General features: G+C 42.3%; 17 protein-coding genes. 9 read left to right on the forward strand and 8 right to left on the reverse strand.

Annotated features, from left to right (window positions below; all coding sequences use genetic code 11):
* Positions 1–4: 4 nt before the first annotated feature.
* The 3 genes from gyrA to PI95_RS23845 all read right to left on the reverse strand — a co-directional run bounded on the left by gyrA (position 5) and on the right by PI95_RS23845 (position 4,214).
* Positions 5–2,620, reverse strand: coding sequence for a DNA topoisomerase (ATP-hydrolyzing) subunit A (gyrA, locus tag PI95_RS23835; protein ID WP_039739810.1), 2,616 nt, complete (start codon positions 2,618–2,620; stop codon positions 5–7).
* Positions 2,621–2,755: 135 nt separating this feature from the next.
* Positions 2,756–2,965, reverse strand: a complete 210-nt coding sequence (locus PI95_RS23840) for a hypothetical protein (protein ID WP_163519135.1) — start codon at positions 2,963–2,965, stop codon at positions 2,756–2,758.
* Positions 2,922–4,214, reverse strand: coding sequence for a chloride channel protein (locus PI95_RS23845; RefSeq protein WP_039739815.1), 1,293 nt, complete (start codon positions 4,212–4,214; stop codon positions 2,922–2,924). The genes PI95_RS23840 and PI95_RS23845 overlap by 44 nt, the downstream gene beginning before the upstream one ends.
* Positions 4,215–4,434: 220 nt before the next feature.
* Between PI95_RS23845 and PI95_RS23850 the strand changes: the two genes are divergently transcribed.
* Together PI95_RS23850 and PI95_RS23855 are read left to right on the forward strand one after the other, a co-directional pair.
* Entirely contained in the window at positions 4,435–4,635 is a 201-nt protein-coding gene (locus PI95_RS23850; RefSeq protein ID WP_039739819.1) for a hypothetical protein, read from the forward strand.
* Between the two features lie 211 nt (positions 4,636–4,846).
* Positions 4,847–5,764 carry a histone deacetylase family protein gene (locus tag PI95_RS23855; RefSeq protein ID WP_039739822.1) on the forward strand — a complete coding sequence of 306 codons (918 nt, stop codon included), beginning with the start codon at positions 4,847–4,849 and terminating at the stop codon, positions 5,762–5,764.
* Positions 5,765–5,894: 130 nt separating this feature from the next.
* On the opposite strand, the gene PI95_RS23860 is transcribed toward PI95_RS23855, so the two are convergent.
* Positions 5,895–7,208: a serine hydrolase gene (locus PI95_RS23860; RefSeq protein ID WP_039739826.1), complete on the reverse strand. Its 1,314-nt coding sequence runs from the start codon at positions 7,206–7,208 to the stop codon at positions 5,895–5,897.
* Positions 7,209–7,464: 256 nt separating this feature from the next.
* Positions 7,465–8,823 carry a cytochrome P450 gene (locus PI95_RS23865; RefSeq protein ID WP_039739829.1) on the reverse strand — a complete coding sequence of 453 codons (1,359 nt, stop codon included), beginning with the start codon at positions 8,821–8,823 and terminating at the stop codon, positions 7,465–7,467.
* Positions 8,824–9,032: 209 nt separating this feature from the next.
* Here PI95_RS23865 and PI95_RS23870 point away from each other — a divergent pair, with 209 nt between their 5' ends.
* The 3 genes from PI95_RS23870 (at position 9,033) to PI95_RS23880 (ending at position 11,570) form a co-directional block, all read left to right on the forward strand.
* Entirely contained in the window at positions 9,033–9,683 is a 651-nt protein-coding gene (locus PI95_RS23870) for an AAA family ATPase (RefSeq protein ID WP_039739832.1), read from the forward strand.
* The gene (locus tag PI95_RS23875; RefSeq protein WP_039739836.1) at positions 9,665–10,405 is read left to right on the forward strand and encodes a hypothetical protein; all 741 of its coding nucleotides are present in this window, start codon (positions 9,665–9,667) and stop codon (positions 10,403–10,405) included. The genes PI95_RS23870 and PI95_RS23875 overlap by 19 nt, the downstream gene beginning before the upstream one ends.
* 250 nt (positions 10,406–10,655) lie before the next feature.
* A complete protein-coding gene (locus PI95_RS23880; protein ID WP_039740629.1) occupies positions 10,656–11,570 on the forward strand; it encodes a branched-chain amino acid transaminase in 915 nt (304 codons plus the stop codon).
* Positions 11,571–12,071: 501 nt separating this feature from the next.
* Here the strand turns inward: PI95_RS23880 and PI95_RS23885 are convergent.
* Positions 12,072–12,974: an alpha/beta fold hydrolase gene (locus tag PI95_RS23885; protein ID WP_039739843.1), complete on the reverse strand. Its 903-nt coding sequence runs from the start codon at positions 12,972–12,974 to the stop codon at positions 12,072–12,074.
* A gap of 190 nt (positions 12,975–13,164) precedes the next feature.
* Here PI95_RS23885 and PI95_RS23890 point away from each other — a divergent pair, with 190 nt between their 5' ends.
* Entirely contained in the window at positions 13,165–13,989 is an 825-nt protein-coding gene (locus PI95_RS23890; RefSeq protein ID WP_039739845.1) for a sulfurtransferase, read from the forward strand.
* A 14-nt stretch (positions 13,990–14,003) separates the two neighbouring features.
* Here the strand turns inward: PI95_RS23890 and ubiG are convergent, their stop codons facing one another.
* A complete protein-coding gene (ubiG, locus tag PI95_RS23895; protein WP_039740631.1) occupies positions 14,004–14,744 on the reverse strand; it encodes a bifunctional 2-polyprenyl-6-hydroxyphenol methylase/3-demethylubiquinol 3-O-methyltransferase UbiG in 741 nt (246 codons plus the stop codon).
* A 97-nt stretch (positions 14,745–14,841) separates the two neighbouring features.
* Between ubiG and PI95_RS23900 the strand changes: the two genes are divergently transcribed.
* From PI95_RS23900 to PI95_RS23910, 3 genes are all read left to right on the forward strand, one after another.
* A complete protein-coding gene (locus tag PI95_RS23900) occupies positions 14,842–15,153 on the forward strand; it encodes a BMC domain-containing protein (protein WP_039739848.1) in 312 nt (103 codons plus the stop codon).
* An 85-nt stretch (positions 15,154–15,238) separates the two neighbouring features.
* The gene (locus PI95_RS23905; RefSeq protein ID WP_039739851.1) at positions 15,239–15,592 is read left to right on the forward strand and encodes a carbon dioxide-concentrating mechanism protein CcmK; all 354 of its coding nucleotides are present in this window, start codon (positions 15,239–15,241) and stop codon (positions 15,590–15,592) included.
* Between the two features lie 126 nt (positions 15,593–15,718).
* Entirely contained in the window at positions 15,719–16,450 is a 732-nt protein-coding gene (locus PI95_RS23910) for a TIGR04283 family arsenosugar biosynthesis glycosyltransferase (protein WP_163519137.1), read from the forward strand.
* Positions 16,451–16,543: 93 nt separating this feature from the next.
* Here PI95_RS23910 and PI95_RS23915 read toward each other — a convergent pair whose 3' ends face one another.
* On the reverse strand, positions 16,544–16,999 hold the full coding sequence (locus PI95_RS23915) for a hypothetical protein (RefSeq protein WP_163519138.1): 456 nt from the start codon (positions 16,997–16,999) through the stop codon (positions 16,544–16,546).
* Between the last annotated feature and the right edge of the window lie 232 nt (positions 17,000–17,231).

Raw genomic sequence — 17,231 nt, forward strand, 5'->3', positions numbered from 1 at the left:
CCAACTATTCCACCTCTGCTACATCAACAGTATCGGGTGTGACATCACCACTATCGGGGGGAACGATCGCTACTCCGGTAATTGCGTCCTCTTCGTCTAAACGCTGCACTCGCACTCCAGTGGCAGATCGCGATTGGACAGAAATGGCATTTGTCGCCTGTCGGATAATAATACCGCGATTAGTAACCATCATGATTTCGTCGTCGCTGTTGACAATGTGCAAAGCCGCCAATTTGTCTTTGGTTTTGCGGTTTTTGAACTTGGTTGCCATTAAACCTTGACCGGCACGATTTTGCAAGCGGAATTGAGCAACTGGGACGCGCTTGCCATATCCTCCCATTGTAATGACCAACACCCAAGGACCAATACTGCCGTTAGCGGGAATTTCTTGTGATTCTTCTTCAGGGATGATTTCTTCTGTTTCGATATCCTCGCTCAGGTCAACTTCTGTCTCTGTAACCGTATCCAAGGTGTCAAGAATTGCGGCTGGTAAAATTGCCATACCCACCAGTTCGTCGTCCTTCTTCAGCTTCATGGCTTTGACTCCACGAGTTGCCCTACCTAGAGGACGCAATTGCTCATGGGTACAGCGAAAGTGAATTGCCATACCGAGACGAGAACCAATGATGATGCTGTCTTCTACTCTAGCGCGTCCTACCCAGCGGAGTTGGTCGCCTTCTTCGAGAGATATGGCTATTAAGCCGTTGGCGCGAATGTTGCTAAATGCTTCTAATGCGGTTTTCTTGATGTTGCCGCCTTTGGTGAGCATTACCAGATATTCATCGTTGCTAAACTCGGAAACGGGGACGATAGAAGTGATTTTTTCCTCTTTGGGAATCGGCAGCATTTGCACGATTGGTGTACCGCGTGAGGTGCGGGAACTCACGGGAATTTGATATGCTTTGACGCAGTAAACAACTCCGCGATCGCTAAAAAATAAAACACTGTCGTGATCGCAACAACTCAAGAAATGCTCAACGGTGTCATCATCTTTCACTTTGGCAGCAGCTTTACCTCTGGTAGCACGATTTTGTGCTTCAAAGGTATTCACTGGCATTCGTTTGATGTAACCTTGTTTAGTAATCAAAATAATCGCTTTTTCATTGGCGATCAAATCAAGGTCATCTAATTCGCCTTCACCTAATGAAATTACCGTGCGGCGCGGTGTGGCATGAGTTGCTTTTATTTGGGTGATTTCGGTTTCAATGATTTCTAAAATCCGTTCCCGCCGTGCCAATATATCTTGCAAGTCGGCAATTTGATTTTGTAAATCTTCGTGTTCCAGGCGAATTTTATCTGCTTCTAGTGCTGTTAAACGTCGCAGTTGCATTTGCAAAATTGCGTCCGCTTGCACTTCTGAAAGTCCGTAAGTTGTGATTAACTCACCTTTTGCCGTAGGTGCATCCGGTGCATGACGAATTAAGTTAATAATTGCATCTAAATGTGATAGGGCAATTAATAACCCTTGTAAGAGATGGTCGCGTTCTTCGGCTTTTCGCAGTTCGTATTGCGTTCTTCTAGTAATCGCTTGAATGCGAAAATCTAAAAAGACGCTTAAGAACTGTTTGAGGGTCAGAACTTGGGGTTCGGAATTTACCAACGCCAGCATATTTGCGCCAAAGTTGGCTTGCAAAGGCGTTTGTTTGTAGAGATTGTTTAAGACGACGCGGGGATAAGCATCGCGTTTGAGTTCGATGACGATTCGCATTCCATCGCGATCGCTTTCATCTCGAATATCTGCAATTCCCTCTAAGCGCTTTTCGTTCACCATTTCGGCGATTCTTTCAATTAACGCCGCTTTGTTGGTTTGGTAGGGCAGTTCGGTGATGATAATCGCTTCTCTATCCGGGCGTCCGCGCTGTTCTACGGTTTCAATTGTAGCTACGCCCCGCATGGTTATCGAACCGCGTCCGGTGGTGTAAGCTTCTTTAATTGCTGCTGTTCCCAGAATCTGCGCTCCCGTAGGAAAGTCGGGACCGTGGATATATTGCATTAACTGGATATCAGTGATTTCCGGGTTGTGAATCAGCGCTACAAAACCATCAATCAATTCGCCCAAGTTGTGGGGAGGGATGTTAGTTGCCATCCCTACGGCAATCCCAGAAGAACCGTTGAGGAGTAACTGGGGAATACGTGCGGGTAAAACTGTCGGTTCTTGTTGGGAACCGTCGAAGTTATCGATAAAGTCTACCGTTTCCGATTCGATGTCTTGTAGTAAAGCGGCGCTGGTTAAGGCTTGCAAGCGACATTCAGTGTAACGCATTGCCGCTGGCGGGTCGTTGTCTACTGAACCGAAGTTACCATGCCCGTTGACGAGAGGCGATCGCATCGAAAAATCTTGCGCCATCCGCACCAAAGCATCATACACTGCCGTGTCGCCGTGGGGGTGATATTTACCCAACACTTCCCCGACTACACGGGCGCATTTTTTAAAAGGACGGTCTGCTGTCAACCCCAACTCATGCATGGCATAAAGGATGCGGCGATGCACAGGTTTCAGACCATCCCTGGCATCTGGCAATGCCCTACCTACAATTACGCTCATCGCGTATTCCAGATAAGACCGGGACATTTCGTTCCGCAGATCGGTGGGGATTATCCTATCCTGGGAATAAGTCATATAACCTTAAAAAACTCCAAAAGTGGCAGATTTTCGCTTTTTTAATTCAGTAAACGCCGAATTATTCTAAATTTGTCTTGAATAATGGCAATTATTTGTTAAAATTCTAGCACATTTTGCCTTCGTTTGCCGGGATTAGGGACTGGGGAGTGGGGAGTGGGGAGCGGGGAGTGGGGAGTGGGGAGTGGGGAGTGGGGAGTGGGGAGTGGGGGGACAAGGGGGACAAGGAGGACAAGGAGGACAAGGGGGAATTTCTCCCTCATCTCCCCCATCTCCCTCATCCCCCCCTCCCCCCCTCTCCCTAGTCTTCTTGACGGGATTCCTCAGACTTGAGTTGAGATGCAATTAAGGGAACTTTAGGGGCAAGAAAAAATCCCATCAAACTCGCAAAGAGAATCGGTGTCATGGGACTGAAGTTAGTTAATTTTGACAGCAGCAAAGTTGTACTTACAGGTGTGCGCGTCACTGCTGCATTGATAGCTGCCATTGTACAAATCATTGCCAGCGCCGGATTAATTCCTGGAATTAAAATTGCGATCGCTTTGCCGATACAAGCACCAGTAAAGAATAAAGGTATGATAAATCCACCACGCCATCCACCTGTAACGGTAAGGCTAATCGCAGCCATTTTGCCCAAAGCAAGAGTTAAGAGGAAAACAGCATCCAAGTTAGTATTAACGACAGATTCTAACTCTTCATGTCCAAAATAACGAGTTAGCGGGAATATTGCGGCTAAACAGCCTAATGCGAATCCTGCTAGTGTTGTGCGTAAATAAATTGGTCCGGGAATCTGGGTGTATAGGCGATCGCAAGAGCGAAAAATGCCGATGAAAATCCATCCTGCGACTGCCCCAATCATCCCAAACAAGATAGCCAAAGCAAAATCATCAATGTTTTCTAGCTGGTAGTTGGGGAAATGCCAAGTTGGGGCAATTCCCAAGTGTGTAATTGCCGCAAACACCACATAACTAGCACAACTCGAAACAATCGCTGGCATCAACGCTTCGTAGTACTCCACGATATGCTGATGGTGTAAGATTTCTAAAGCGAACATCGCACCACCAAGAGGTGCGCCAAACAAAGCTGTAAAACCCGCAGCCATTGCTGCTAAACTCATGGTTCTGAGGTCTTCACCTTGAAGTTGCCAGCGATCGCCAATCCAAGTACCAAAAGAACCTGTTACCTGTACCAGTGGTGCTTCAGGTCCTGCACTGCCGCCTGCCGATATACTCACTAAAGAAGCCAGAATCATCGAAGGATTTTTGCGAGCATCCAGCCGTCCGCCGCGAAAATGGATATTATCGACAATTACGGCGATTTCACCAGGATTTCCCAAAAAATGAATCACCAGCCCAATAACTAAACCGGCTAATGGCATCACTATCAACAAACTCAGACCGTTAAATCGTTGCAGTTGGTGAGTAATTAGTTCTAAAACATTCCAGTACAAAGCAGCAAATAGACCACAAACAGTCCCCACACCTGCCCAGCGTAAAACCCACCGCGAAATCATCAGCGGATTACGTCTTAGCAGTCCAAAAAGCTGAGGTGTCCAACGTTGAGTTTGATCGGAATTGTTACGCTTTGGTAGCACTGCTGATTTCCTATTTAAATAAAAAAATGTAACGTAAACTACTGAATCTTTCTGCTTTTTATGAGTAATAGCATTGATTTTGGTGTATTATCTTCCAGCCAAAGGAAGGTTGACTTTCTGTGCCTTGTCCGCTCAATCTTAGTAATTTAAGCCCCAAGATAGTGTGTGTGCGATCGCAGCAGAGTTTAAGCTGAGGCGTAAGTTCTATAGGGCAAAAATTATGACTGAGGAAAAACATATTAATCAAGCTGAAAAGATGAATCCAGAGGAGGATGCGCCAGAATTAAGTCCAGAGGTGTTGGACATGATCAAACATCCGCCCAATATTGAAGATGTGTTACGGGAACTACCCCCAGAAGAACTTCGAGGTATGCCCGGTGTAGTACCGGAAATGCTTGATGAACCAAACGATGAAAGATGAAATGAGTGGTATGAGCTAAGAATAGTTGATTAATGCGATTTTTCAATCAATAGGGCTTTAAATTCCCCCCTTCCCTACTCTGGGAAGGGGAGCCAGCCGCGTGCGGAGGTTCCCTCCGTTGAGCGGACTGGCGTGGGTTAGGTCTGCGGGAATTATGGTTTAAAGGATACAATTGAAACCGCTGTATCCTGCTGCCCAGTTTGCTGACGCTATGTTCCCAGTTATCTATAGTAGCGAGTTTTTGGAACACAAAACTGGATATCTCCATCCAGAGAAGCCAGAAAGGTTAACAGCGATCGCTTCCGCTATCAAAGCAGCTGCGTTTGCAGAACACATTGAATGGCGATCGCCTACACCAACATCCCAAGCGCTTGATTTGATGTCTGTTCTGCAACAAGCACACACTCCGCGCTACATTCAAAAAGTCCAACAAATCGCTTCTACCGGCGGTGGTTATTTGGATGGAGATACGCCAATTTCCCCGCGCAGTTATGATGTAGCGTTATTGGCAGCGAGTGCTTGGGTGGATGGAATTAATGCTGTGTTAGCAACTGAAAATCCCGCTTTTGTGCTAGCGCGTCCACCGGGACACCACGCCGAAAGTGATACGGGGATGGGGTTTTGCTTATTTTCTAATGCAGCGATCGCCGCTTTTTACGCTTTACAACAACCGGAAATTCAACGTGTCGCCATTCTCGATTGGGATGTGCATCATGGTAATGGTACACAGGCGATCGTTGAAACGACTGAACAGATTGCTTACTGTTCTTTGCATCAATACCCCTGCTATCCCGGTACTGGCAGAGCCACAGAACGCGGTTTTCATGATAACGTGTTAAACTTACCCGTTCCTCCGGGTAGCGATGTGGCAGTATATCAGCCACTATTTGAAAAAAAGATAATTCCCTTTTTAGCCAACTTTCAGCCAGATTTACTGATTGTCAGTGCTGGTTATGATGGTAACGCTGACGATCCTTTAGCAATGATTAATTTACAACCAAAAGATTATGGTTTATTTACCGATTATTGTTTGGGATTAACTCGGAAAATTCTTTTTGGCTTAGAAGGTGGCTATGATTTTAAAACACTTTCTCAATCAGTAGTCGCCACAATAGAACGTTGTTTATAACCGTAGTAAGCGTTGAAACGCTTATTTTGGGCACTTAAGTGCCCACTACAATAGAACGTTGTTTATTACCGTAGTAAGCGTTGAAACGCTTATTTTGGGCACTTAAGTGCCCACTACAAATACTTTCGCGTCAGCGATCTACAAAGCTAGATTCATTAACAGGAACATTGCCAAGTTTTGACTCGCCCAAATAGTTATAAACCGCTCTTGACACTTGACGAATAAAGCTTACAGCCCCATCATCGTAATTAGGTCTGCGTACCAAAATACCCGCTAAATAGCTTTTCCCGTTTGGCATTTGAATTATGCCAGCATCGCCCAATATAAATCTGAGTGTACCAGTTTTGTGAGAAATTATAGCTTTCTTATCTATACCAGCGGGAAGTAAAGACCTATTGCGAGTCCCGCGCATAATGGCTAAAACTTGATTGCGGCTTTGTGGTGATAGCAAACGATTGTTACTAAGTAACGCTGACAGTCTTACCAAATCTTTCGGGCTAGTTGTATTCGTACCACCGACATCGGGAAGATTATTACGAATTACTGTATTTTGCAAGCCCCAATTACGAAAGCGTTGATTTAGTTTAGTTTCTCCGCCCAAACGGTCGATAATCATATTTGTCGCCGTATTGTCGCTAATAACTATCATATTAGTTATAGTTTGCAAAACGCTGAATTTTGTGCCTACAGGCTTGTATTGCATTGTTCCAGATTCACCTGCAATTAAGCCACGACGCATCACCAGTTTTTCATTCAGCTTAATTCTACCTGCGTCTATTTCTTCAAACAAAGCTACCAAAACCGGAAACTTGATAGTACTAGCTGCTGAAAATATCTTTTCACCATTAATATCTACATAGTTACCTGTTTGTAAATCTAAGAAAAACATTCCCGGATTTAAAGAACGATAACGATTCATTAATGCTTTTATTTGCGAATTTAAAACTGGTATTTCTTGACCTAAATTCACAACTCCCGCAAACGTCGAAGCATCAGTTGGGGCGATCGCAATATCTTGGCGGTTTTCACCAGCCGAAAATGAGACATCATTTGGCTGACGGTTAATTGATGAAAAATTCACCACCCAATGCGATCGCGAATCGCCTTTAATTGAAAGACCTTGAGGAGAAATATTGTAACCAGGTGCTAATTCAATTACTAATCGAGTGCTTTTTTCATCAGGTTGTCCAATGCGAATTTCTTTAATAGCTTTGCCAAAGCTTTTTCGCATAGTTGTAGTGTCAATAGTCGTTCCAGGTAAGTCAATTACTAATCGTTTAGGGTTATCAAGTAAAAAAGCTTTAGGCTGTATACCAGAATCGGTGGTGATATGTAACTGATTTTGAGCTTGGTCAAAATACCAAGATTCTAATTTAGCTGCATTTGCTTGCTCAGACATTAACACTAAACTAGCCAAGCTTGCCAAAAATAAGCGACATTTCATGTGCGTGTTTAAAATGTATTTACATTTACTTAAACTTTATTTACCAGAATTTTGCTTTGCATCAGGATAATAAAATGTCAAAAAACTCAATAAACATTTAATAATTAAAATATACAAATACAAAAAATTGTGCCATTGCCATTGGCAAAAGCAATTAAAATCATTTAATAATAAAAGGGTGGAAAACACCCACCACCTAGACGAAGAGATGATAATTGATGTTTCCACCCTGCCGAAAAATTTTGGTCAGCGTTTTTCAAGTTAAAACATAAGGCGTTGCAATCATCTGCATTCCTGCTGGTGCGGCTAAAGTCAAACCACGACGCACAGGACGCACAGGACGCTTATTTACTAGCGAGACTTGAAACTGAGAAAGAATTGTTGCCAATACCAGTTTCATTTCATACTGAGCAAAAGCCATACCAATACAGCGACGATTACCACCACCAAAGGGTAAATACTCGTATTGAGAAAATTGTCTTTCTAAAAAGCGTTCTGGTTTGAATTGCTTCGGTTGTGGGTAGACTTGTTCGCGGTGGTGCGCTAAATAGATACTGGGAACTACTATAGTTTTTGCTGGTAGATGATAGCCCATAATTTTAATTGGCGATTTGACTACCCGAATAAAACCATTCATTGCGATCGGATAAATTCGCAATGTTTCTTGGCATACTGCATTTAAATAAGGCAGTTTAGCAATAATACTTGGATCTGGGTTGTTACCAAAAAAAGCAAGTTCTTTTAGTAGTTTGTCGCGCACTTCCGGTAAAGAATCAATCCAGTAAAAAGCCCAAGTTAATGCAGAAGCTGTAGTTTCATGTCCCGCAACCAGCAGCGTCATTAACTCATCGCGTAACTCTTGATTTGACATCGGCTGTCCGTCATCATAACGAGCAGACATCATCAAACTGAGGATATCTTGGCGATTTTGGTTTGATTCAGTTCTTCGTTCTTCAATTAAAGCATAAACAAGCTTATCAATTCGTTCCATCAAGCGCAACACTCGACCCCACGGACTCCATGTGCCAAAATCGTTTTGGATGAACCGAAAAAAGAAGGCAGCGGACATAAATGGGGAACCCATGAAATCCAGCACGGATGTTAGAAGCTGACGAAGTTCTTGAAAACGCTGTCCTTCATTTAAGCCAAAAACAACTCGTAAAATGACGCGCATGGTGATTTCTTGCATCGACGAACGAATATTAAAAGACTTGTTAATTTTCCATTCGTCGCTTACTTGCTGGGTGATTTGGCGAATAGTTTCACCATAAGCCCGCATTCTATCACCATGAAAGGGAGGGGTTAATAATTGGCGTTGGCGGTGGTGGCGATCGCCATCCAGTAAAATTAAAGAATTATCCCCTAGCAAAAATCTTAAACCCCGATTTCCCCTTCCACTCTCAAAATGGCTAGAATCAGCAGCAAAAATCTCTTGTAGTGCTTGCGGATGACTAAAGTAGACAATAACAGAATCACTTGTATTTGAAAGAGTGAAAGTGTCACCATAAGAAGACGCAAAATTATCAGCGTATTCCAACGGCTGAAGAATAAATTTCATCCGCCGCAGAAATATCGGCATTTTTGGTCCATCAGGTAGATTTACGTTTGCGGTCATATCTGCTTCTAAAGTTGATGGCTTCTCGATTCTATCTTTTGGGGACTGGGGACTGGGGAGATGGGGGGACAAGGAGGACAAGGAAGAATTTATCCGATTCCCATTACCCATTACCCATTCCCCATTACCCATTACCCATTCCCAGAGCGTGCTTTTATGTCACATAAAGATGTATAGTCTTGTAAGGTAGCGTCAGTAGCAAAAAGTAAGTGGCAAAAATCATCGCTATCCTCAATGGCAAAGGTGGCGTGGGTAAAACCACTACCGCCGTCAATCTGGCTGCAACATTTGCTCAACAGAAAAAGGTTCTTCTCATTGATGCAGATATTCAAGGTTCTGCTAGTTGGTGGTATAGCCGCAGTCAGAATGATATGGGGTTCGACCTATCCCAAGAGACAGATCCTCAACTTTTAGGTAATTTAGGAAAGATAACAGGTTACGATTTAGTAGTGGTAGATACGCCCCCGGCGCTGCGGTCTGAAGCTTTAGCGGCGGTATTGGCGATCGCAAACTATTTAGTTTTGCCTACACCCCCAGCACCAATGGATTTAGCTGTCCTAATTGACACAATTCAAAAAGCCGTCACTCCCTTGGGAACACCCCATCGAGTGTTGCTAACTAAAGTGGATACACGGAGTTTGGCAGAAGCACAGGAAGCTAAAAATACCTTGGTACAGTTAGGAATACCTGCTTGCAATAACTTTATTCGTGCTTACAAAGCACACGAACGAGCAGCGCTGGATGGTATGGCAATTACTCAATGGCGAGGAAATAATGCACGCGAAGCGGAGTCAGACTACCGCCGCGTAGCTGATGAATTAAAGCGTGATTGGAGGAAATTATGGTTAAGAGACGTGTAGCCGACGTGCTACAAGAACAAGCACAAAAATTTACACCAGATGAAGGTGAATCTGCAATCGAAGTTCCTGCTGAGGCAATTGTAGAAGATGCCGAATCATCTGAGGAATTGTCAACACATACACCCGAGCAAACTCCGGCTAGACGCACTCCAACCAAGGCTGATTTAGAAGCAATGGTCAAAGAGTTGCAAGAAAAAGACGAACGATCGCGCCAGAGAGAAAAACAATTACAGCAACAAAATAGTGATTTGCAGTCAGCTTTGTCTAAAGAACAATCGCTTTTGTCAGAACAAAAAGCATTAGTAGAACGATTGACAAAAGAGCTTTACGATGCTAAGAAAGCTGCACTACAACTTGCAGAAGCTAATTCCCAACTTATAGAAGAAAGCAAAGTTCTCAAAAAAGAAAAGGAAAAGGAAAAGGAAAGTATTGTTGTCAAACAAGAAAAGGAAATTATCCCAGCTAGCAGCTACAGAAAATCATATCAGCCATTAGAAAAAGCACCGCAACACCAACCGGAGCAAAATCAATTTAAACCAGCCGCTAGCTACTACAAAAAATCATATTACTCATCCCAAAAGCCACCGCAACCACAACCGGAACATAAAGAATTTAAACCAGCCGATAGTTACAAAAAATCACACCGCTCATCGGTAGATTTAGCGCAAAATCAACCGGATGAAGGTGAGGATAATTCTTCTCAAATGTGGTTACTTGATTAAATGATTAAAAGAAAGCGCATATGATTGCTTTAGTAGCTCAAGCCTTTTTGGGATGCGGCTATAAAGGTTTATACTTGTGAGCCAGTGTTTTTGCGATAGTAAGGAATAGTTGATAATAGCGATCGCCAGATTTATAAATACTTAATAAAAAGTAAGCTTTGTTTGACTAAAAATCTCAGAAACGCATATATTATTAATTAAATCAAAGTAATCTTTGCGGTTACTGGGAGTATTAGGTGCTTATTTTTGGATGTACAACTTTTTAGCGATCGCCTACTTTCAAAATCAATTCTTACCTTTTGCAGAAGCGAAAATTTCCATCGCAACTCATGCTTTGCACTATGGAACCGGCGCTTTTGGCGGACTACGAGGTATCCTAGATCCACAAGAAGCTAAACAAATCTTATTATTTAGATTAGACCGCCATTGTCAAAGATTAAGTGACAGTGCAAAATTTCTACACTACAACTTACCAGCCGAGAAAATCGAAGAAATTATAATTGAATTTGTTAAAAGAAATAAGCCTACCAAGTCTTTTTATATTCGACCTTTTGTCTACACCTCAGATTTGGGAATTTTACCCAGACTTCATAACATTGAGAAAGATTTCTTTGTTTATGGTTTAGAATTAGGAGATTATTTATCTCCTGAAGGAGTCAGTTGTCGATTTAGTTCTTGGTATCGACAAGAAGACCGCAGTTTACCATTAAGAGGGAAAATTAGTGCAGCGTATATTACTTCTTCTCTTGCTAAAACCGAAGCTGTCGAATCTGGTTTTGACGAAGCGATTTTAATGAATTCTCAGGGTAAAGTAAGTGAAGCCTCCGGGATGAATATTTTTATCGTCAGGAATGGGCAAATATTTACCCCAGCAAGCGATCAAGATATTCTAGAAGGAATTACCAGAGATACCATTCTGACAATTGCAAAAGACTTAGGTATTAAAACCGTAGAACGCTCTATTGATAAATCTGAACTTTTAATTGCTGATGAAGTTTTCTTAAGTGGTACAGCAGCAAAAATTGTTCCAGTAACAAGAATTGAAAGTTATAAATTACCAGAAAATAGACCGATAACTGAAAAGCTCACAGAAAAACTCATAGCAATTACAGAAAATCGAGAATCCAATTATCGAGATTGGGTGTATCCGATTTCTATTATTTAGTGATTAATCAATGACAAATAACAAAGGGCAAACGAGAGCAGTCATTCATAAAGTAGGGTGCGCGATCGCCATACTCGCAGTGAATTTTTAAAAATTACACAACTAGAAAGCACCGTGATGCACCAATATAAGGTGGTGAGTTACACTTCGGGCTTCCCACTCTACACGCGAATGGTGCTTGCTGTGCTGGAACTGAAAGTTAATATTTACTGATTTAGACTAGCCTAAACTCGCCTCTACAAACGCCACATAAGGACAACTCGAATAAGGATGTGTACAAGTTGCTTTTATGCCAACGCTGCGAGCATTCTGAACATTAATGTTCAAAACTTCCTTTGCCGCTACTTTCAAATCTTTTGTAGCTACTACAAAGTTTGGGACAGGAATGATTGCACGCTCATGTAGCTTTTTCAACCAGCAATCAACAAAATCCGGAAGGAGGGCAAAAAATTTTACTCTTTTAGGAATGATGACACTTAAGGGTAGAGTGAGCAATAGCTGTTAGACTAATTGCAAGACATCCTGAAATTCTAAAATATGTTGTGCCGTAATTTGCGGCTGTTCTAAATGAGGGACATGACCGCAATCTTTAATCCAGATAAGTTTACTATTGGGAATTGCCCTCTTAAATCTCTTAGCATCCTCGATACCTAAAATCTTGTCAGAATCGCCCCACAAAATCAGCGTAGGTTGGACAATTTCTGATAGTTTCTTAAATCTAAAACCACCGTAACCACCACTTTTAGTAAAAGCAATCAAAGCTAATTCCCAACTAGGCATTTCTAAATGTAAAGCTGCACAAATTTGAGCATCACTGTCAGCGAGGCTTTTGTTTTTGTAAGCAGCGCGAGAAATACTTTGGCGTATCTTTGGGTTACGTAAAAACTGAGTAGCCAAATAATCCAACGGGGGAAACATCAACTTACTTAACGGTGAACTACCCCCTAAACCAGCACTATCAATTAACACTAGCTTTTGTACCACTTCCGGGTAAGTCAGAGTGAAATCAATCGCTGCTGCACCACCCATCGAAGCACCCACCAAAATTACAGGTTGATTAATTAGAGTTTTCCAGAAACAATAAAGATGAGTTTTAATTGCAGTAGGACTAAACTGTATTCCCGAAACCCTATGAGTAAACCCAAAACCCAACAAATCTACTGCCCAAGTATCATTATTTTCTGCTAAGAATGGTAAAAGGCGACGAAATTCTAACAAAGAACTGTCAAAGCCATGAATTAATAAAATCGGCGTTCCACCACTTCCCTTATGTACATAACTTGTAGTAATAGATTGAGTACTCAAAGGAGTACTTATCGCTATTTGCTCAATACTTTGAGCGAGTGCGATCGCACTTGCTTCTCTTAATTGCCCAACTGCCGCAGGAAGAAAACTAGCAAACATAAATTTTAGCTTACCTTATAAAACTAAAGATAGCAATTCTATCCCTCAAACTAAAAAACCTATATCAATGCATTCTCTAGCTATTATAAATAGCTTGTGAACATATACTTTCCTTTCTTCTCTTGGCGCTCTTGGTTTCTTGGCGGTTCGTTTAAAAAAATTTCTCACAACTCATCTACTATTACTATATATGAACCAATGGATACTCACCCCCAACCAAGCCAAACAATTAATATCCCAAAGCGCAACAATTCTTGACACCCGCAACAAATTAGCATGGTTTCTGGGACATATACCAGACGCTATTCACGTCACCTGGCAAGAATTTTCGCAACCAGAAAAACCTTATCGAGGCAACCTCCTAAAAGACGAAAAACTTCTTCAACAAAAACTGCGTAAATTAGGCATTTCCAACTCAAAACCTGTAATTGTAATTGGCAATCCCGCTCATAACTTTGGTGAAGAAGGACGCATTGTTTGGATGTTACGCACCTTGGGACATAACAGCGCAGCTTTCGTTGATGGCGGATATAATGCACTTGTAAAAGCAGGTATTCAAACTACTTTTGGAGGAAATCAACCTCAACAAATCGGAGATTTTGTAGTCAACCGCACCGCATTATGGGAAATTCAGCGCGATGAACTTAAAGCAAATCTAGCAGAAAATAAGTTAATAGTAATTGATACTCGCGAAAAGCGAGAATATAATGGGGCAACTCCTTACGGTGAAAAGCGCGGAGGACATATCCCTGGTGCAGTGCATTTCTATTTCAAAGATTTAATAGATAATAAAGGTAACTTACTTCCAGCTGAAGAAATTATCACAAAACTAGCAAAATTAGGAATTCAATCTGATACTCCCATTGCTACTTATTGTACAGGTGGTATTCGTTCGGCTTTTTTTGTCAGCGTTATGGCAAATTTAGGCTTGACTAATGTCAAAAACTATGCTGGTTCAATGTGGGAATGGTCAGCCGAAGGTGCAAATAGCTATCCACTAAAAGAAAATTTGTAGTCAGCTTTTTAGCGCTAAAGCGCTGAGTTGATTGCCTTACCAATATACATTAAAGAAGTATTGTTAGTAATTTTTGCTTTAAATCCTCCAGTTTTTTTATAGTGGATGTAGGCAAGGATGTTATCGAATAAACCTTCACCAAATAAGTCAAATCCGTTAATTTCTATGCTGGCAAAGTTATGATTATGCAGTAAATTAGTCAGTTCTTCTGGCTTAATAAACTTTTTCCAATCGTGAATACCGCAGGGAATCTCGCGCAAAATATTTTCTAAAAGCCAAATCATGACAAATTGAGATTTTACAGTTCTATTGATAGTGTCAAATAAAAATAATCCGTTAGGTTGTAAAACTCTAGAAATTTCGGAAATTGTTTTTCTTAAATCGGCAACATGTTCTAAGACATCAACACATACAACAATATCAAAAGAGTTTGCCTGATAAGGCAGATTTTCAGCAAATCCGTGTTGATATTCAATCGGTAATTTGCTGATTGCTGCATGTTCTTGAGCTTGTTTAATACATTTTGCTGATTGATCTACCCCGCTGGCGATCGCTCCCCTTCTTGCCATAAATTCGCAAGAAAACCCGCCGCCACAGCCAATGTCCAATACTCGCAATCCCTGCCAAGAAGGTACGTACCGATCAAAAAAATCAAATCGGGGTTGATTTAAGTAATAGAGAGCGTAGATTTTAGCATCTGACTGCCACCAAATATCTGCACTCAAGTCATAAAATTGCAAGTCATTTTTTTTCATCTTTCCATACCCAAACGAACTGGGCGAATTATAAGATGCTAACGTAACAACATCGTACAATTGATAACACCCATCCCTTGACTTAGGAGTTGATGCCATGCCGATGGCGGTTGGAGTAATTGAAACTTTAGGTTTTCCAGCTGTGTTAGCAGCAGCAGATGCAATGGTGAAAGCTGCCGGCGTAACATTGGTATACTACGGTCTAGCGGAAAGCGCTCGCTTCGTAGTCGCAGTCAGGGGACACGTAGCTGAGGTGAAAACAGCGGTTGCAGCCGGAATCGCTGCCGGAGAGGAAGCTTACGGTGGTCAAGTAATCACCCACTACATCGTTCCCAACCCTCCGGAGAATGTGGAAAGCATTTTGCCCATCCACTTTACCGAAAAATCAGAACCATACCGTATCTTCTAACCAAGTTCGCCATCAAAATCGGTAGCGAACATTCGTACAATTATTGAGTAGCGCCACATACGTTTACTTATACAGGAGATCAATTATGTCATCATCACAGGCAGTTGGAGCATTGGAAACTAAAGGTTTTCCCGCTGTGCTAGCAGCAGCAGATGCAATGGTGAAAGCCGGTCGAGTCACCCTCGTCGGTTATATCAGAGTTGGTAGCGCTCGCTTTACAGTCAATATTCGCGGAGATGTTTCGGAAGTAAAAGCCGCTATGGCTGCTGGTGTTGATGCGGTCGAAAATGTTCATGGTGGTACTTTGGAATCTTGGGTAATTATTCCTCGTCCCCATGAAAACGTTGAAGCTGTTTTGCCCATAGGCTACACAGACCAAGTCCAAGAGTATCGCGAATCTGTCGAAAACCCGATTGTTAGGTCTTCTAACGGCAGATAGAGTTAAAGTTATTTGTTAATTGTTAGTTGTTAGTTGTTAGTTGATAGTTGATAGTTGGTTATTTTACTAACTGACGACCAATTACCAATTACCAATTACCAATTACCAATTACCAATAACTAATCTATGTCCCGCGTCTCGATTATCATCCCCACTTTAAATGAGGCAAAGTGTCTGGGACGCACCTTGCGTCATCTCAGTTTACTCACACCCCCAGCTTGGGAGGTGCTGGTTGTGGATGGCGGTAGTTCTGACGAAACGATCGCCATCGCCCAAACAGCAGGTGTACAAGTCATTTCTGCCAAACAATGCGGACGCGCTGCCCAATCAAATCAAGGTGCAGAAGTCGCAACTGGAGAAATCCTCTGCTTTCTGCACGCAGACACTTTGGTAAGCGACGACTTGGTAACAGTTATTGAGCAGACACTAGCAGACAAAACTGTTGTTGCTGGCGGTTTTATTTCCCTGATGGCAGGTGAAAAAACAACGCGCTGGGGAGTTTCACTGCACAACTGGCTGAAAACTTATTACGCACCGTTGCTTTTTCGCCCACATTTGTTTTTTCAAGGACTGCGTTTATTGTTTGGCGATCAAGTAATTTTCGCACGCCGCGCTGATTTCTGGGAATGTGGCGGTTTTGACAGCAACCTCCCAATTATGGAAGAAGCCGACTTGTGCATAAAAATAGTACGACGGGGAAAAATTCGCTTGGTGAATCGTATCGTCCAAAGTAGCGATCGCCGTGTCGCAAAATGGGGCTTCTTCAAAGCCACCGCAATATATCTTTACATCGGCTTTCTTTGGGGTGTTGGTGTGTCCCCACAATACCTGAAGCAATTTTATAAAGACATTCGGTGAAAATATTTAGCGCCTCGTGTCCTGATTGTAGTCAGCGCAGAGAGCGCGAAAATATCAAAATATAAACAGAAATTGTTGCAAGGAGAACCTTTATTAACTCAAAATACTAAGCCAGTAGTCAGCCATCTGACCACGCCCTTCTAAGCTTGCACTCAGCAAATCTTTGCAGGGTAAGCTTGTATTTTTGTTTTCGTCTAAAAATTTTCTGAGCGCTTGCCCCTCGTTTTCAAGTACCGCATCGAAGTAATAATCAGTTATTGAATAATAGTATGGCAGCATCCATTTTAATTCTTTGTCTAGCTTGTTTGTGGATGCAAGGGCTTCAAGCTGTTCTAATACCTCCCACCCATCCAATTGGTGCAATCCAGTCAGGAATGATGGCTCTGCAAAATCAAACCACCACAGGAACAATGCTCGTTTAAGTGCTTCGATATCACCCTGGACAGCAAGATCCACATATTTGTTATAAACACGACGTGTGTTGTCGAATATACCGCTGCTTTCTAACTCAGCCTCCTTCTGTTCAATTAGTCCTTCGATACCGCGCACTTTGTCAAGTATATGAAACTCCTATAAAGCAAGTTCATTCAAATTCATTTGCATTTTCACTCTAGACCCTCGACTAGTTTTTTAAATAGTAACTTTGCAGCTTTGGCACTAATGCGCGATCGCACTAACCTTACTGGACGCCCCTGAGACTTTTCAGCGTCCAACTGACTACCGAGAATTTCACCAATTTCATTATCAAGGCGGCAGCGCTTAACCTCGATGCGGGTGAAGA

The sequence above is a fragment of the Hassallia byssoidea VB512170 genome, from assembly GCF_000817785.2.
Lineage (GTDB): Bacteria > Cyanobacteriota > Cyanobacteriia > Cyanobacteriales > Nostocaceae > Hassallia > Hassallia carrinoi.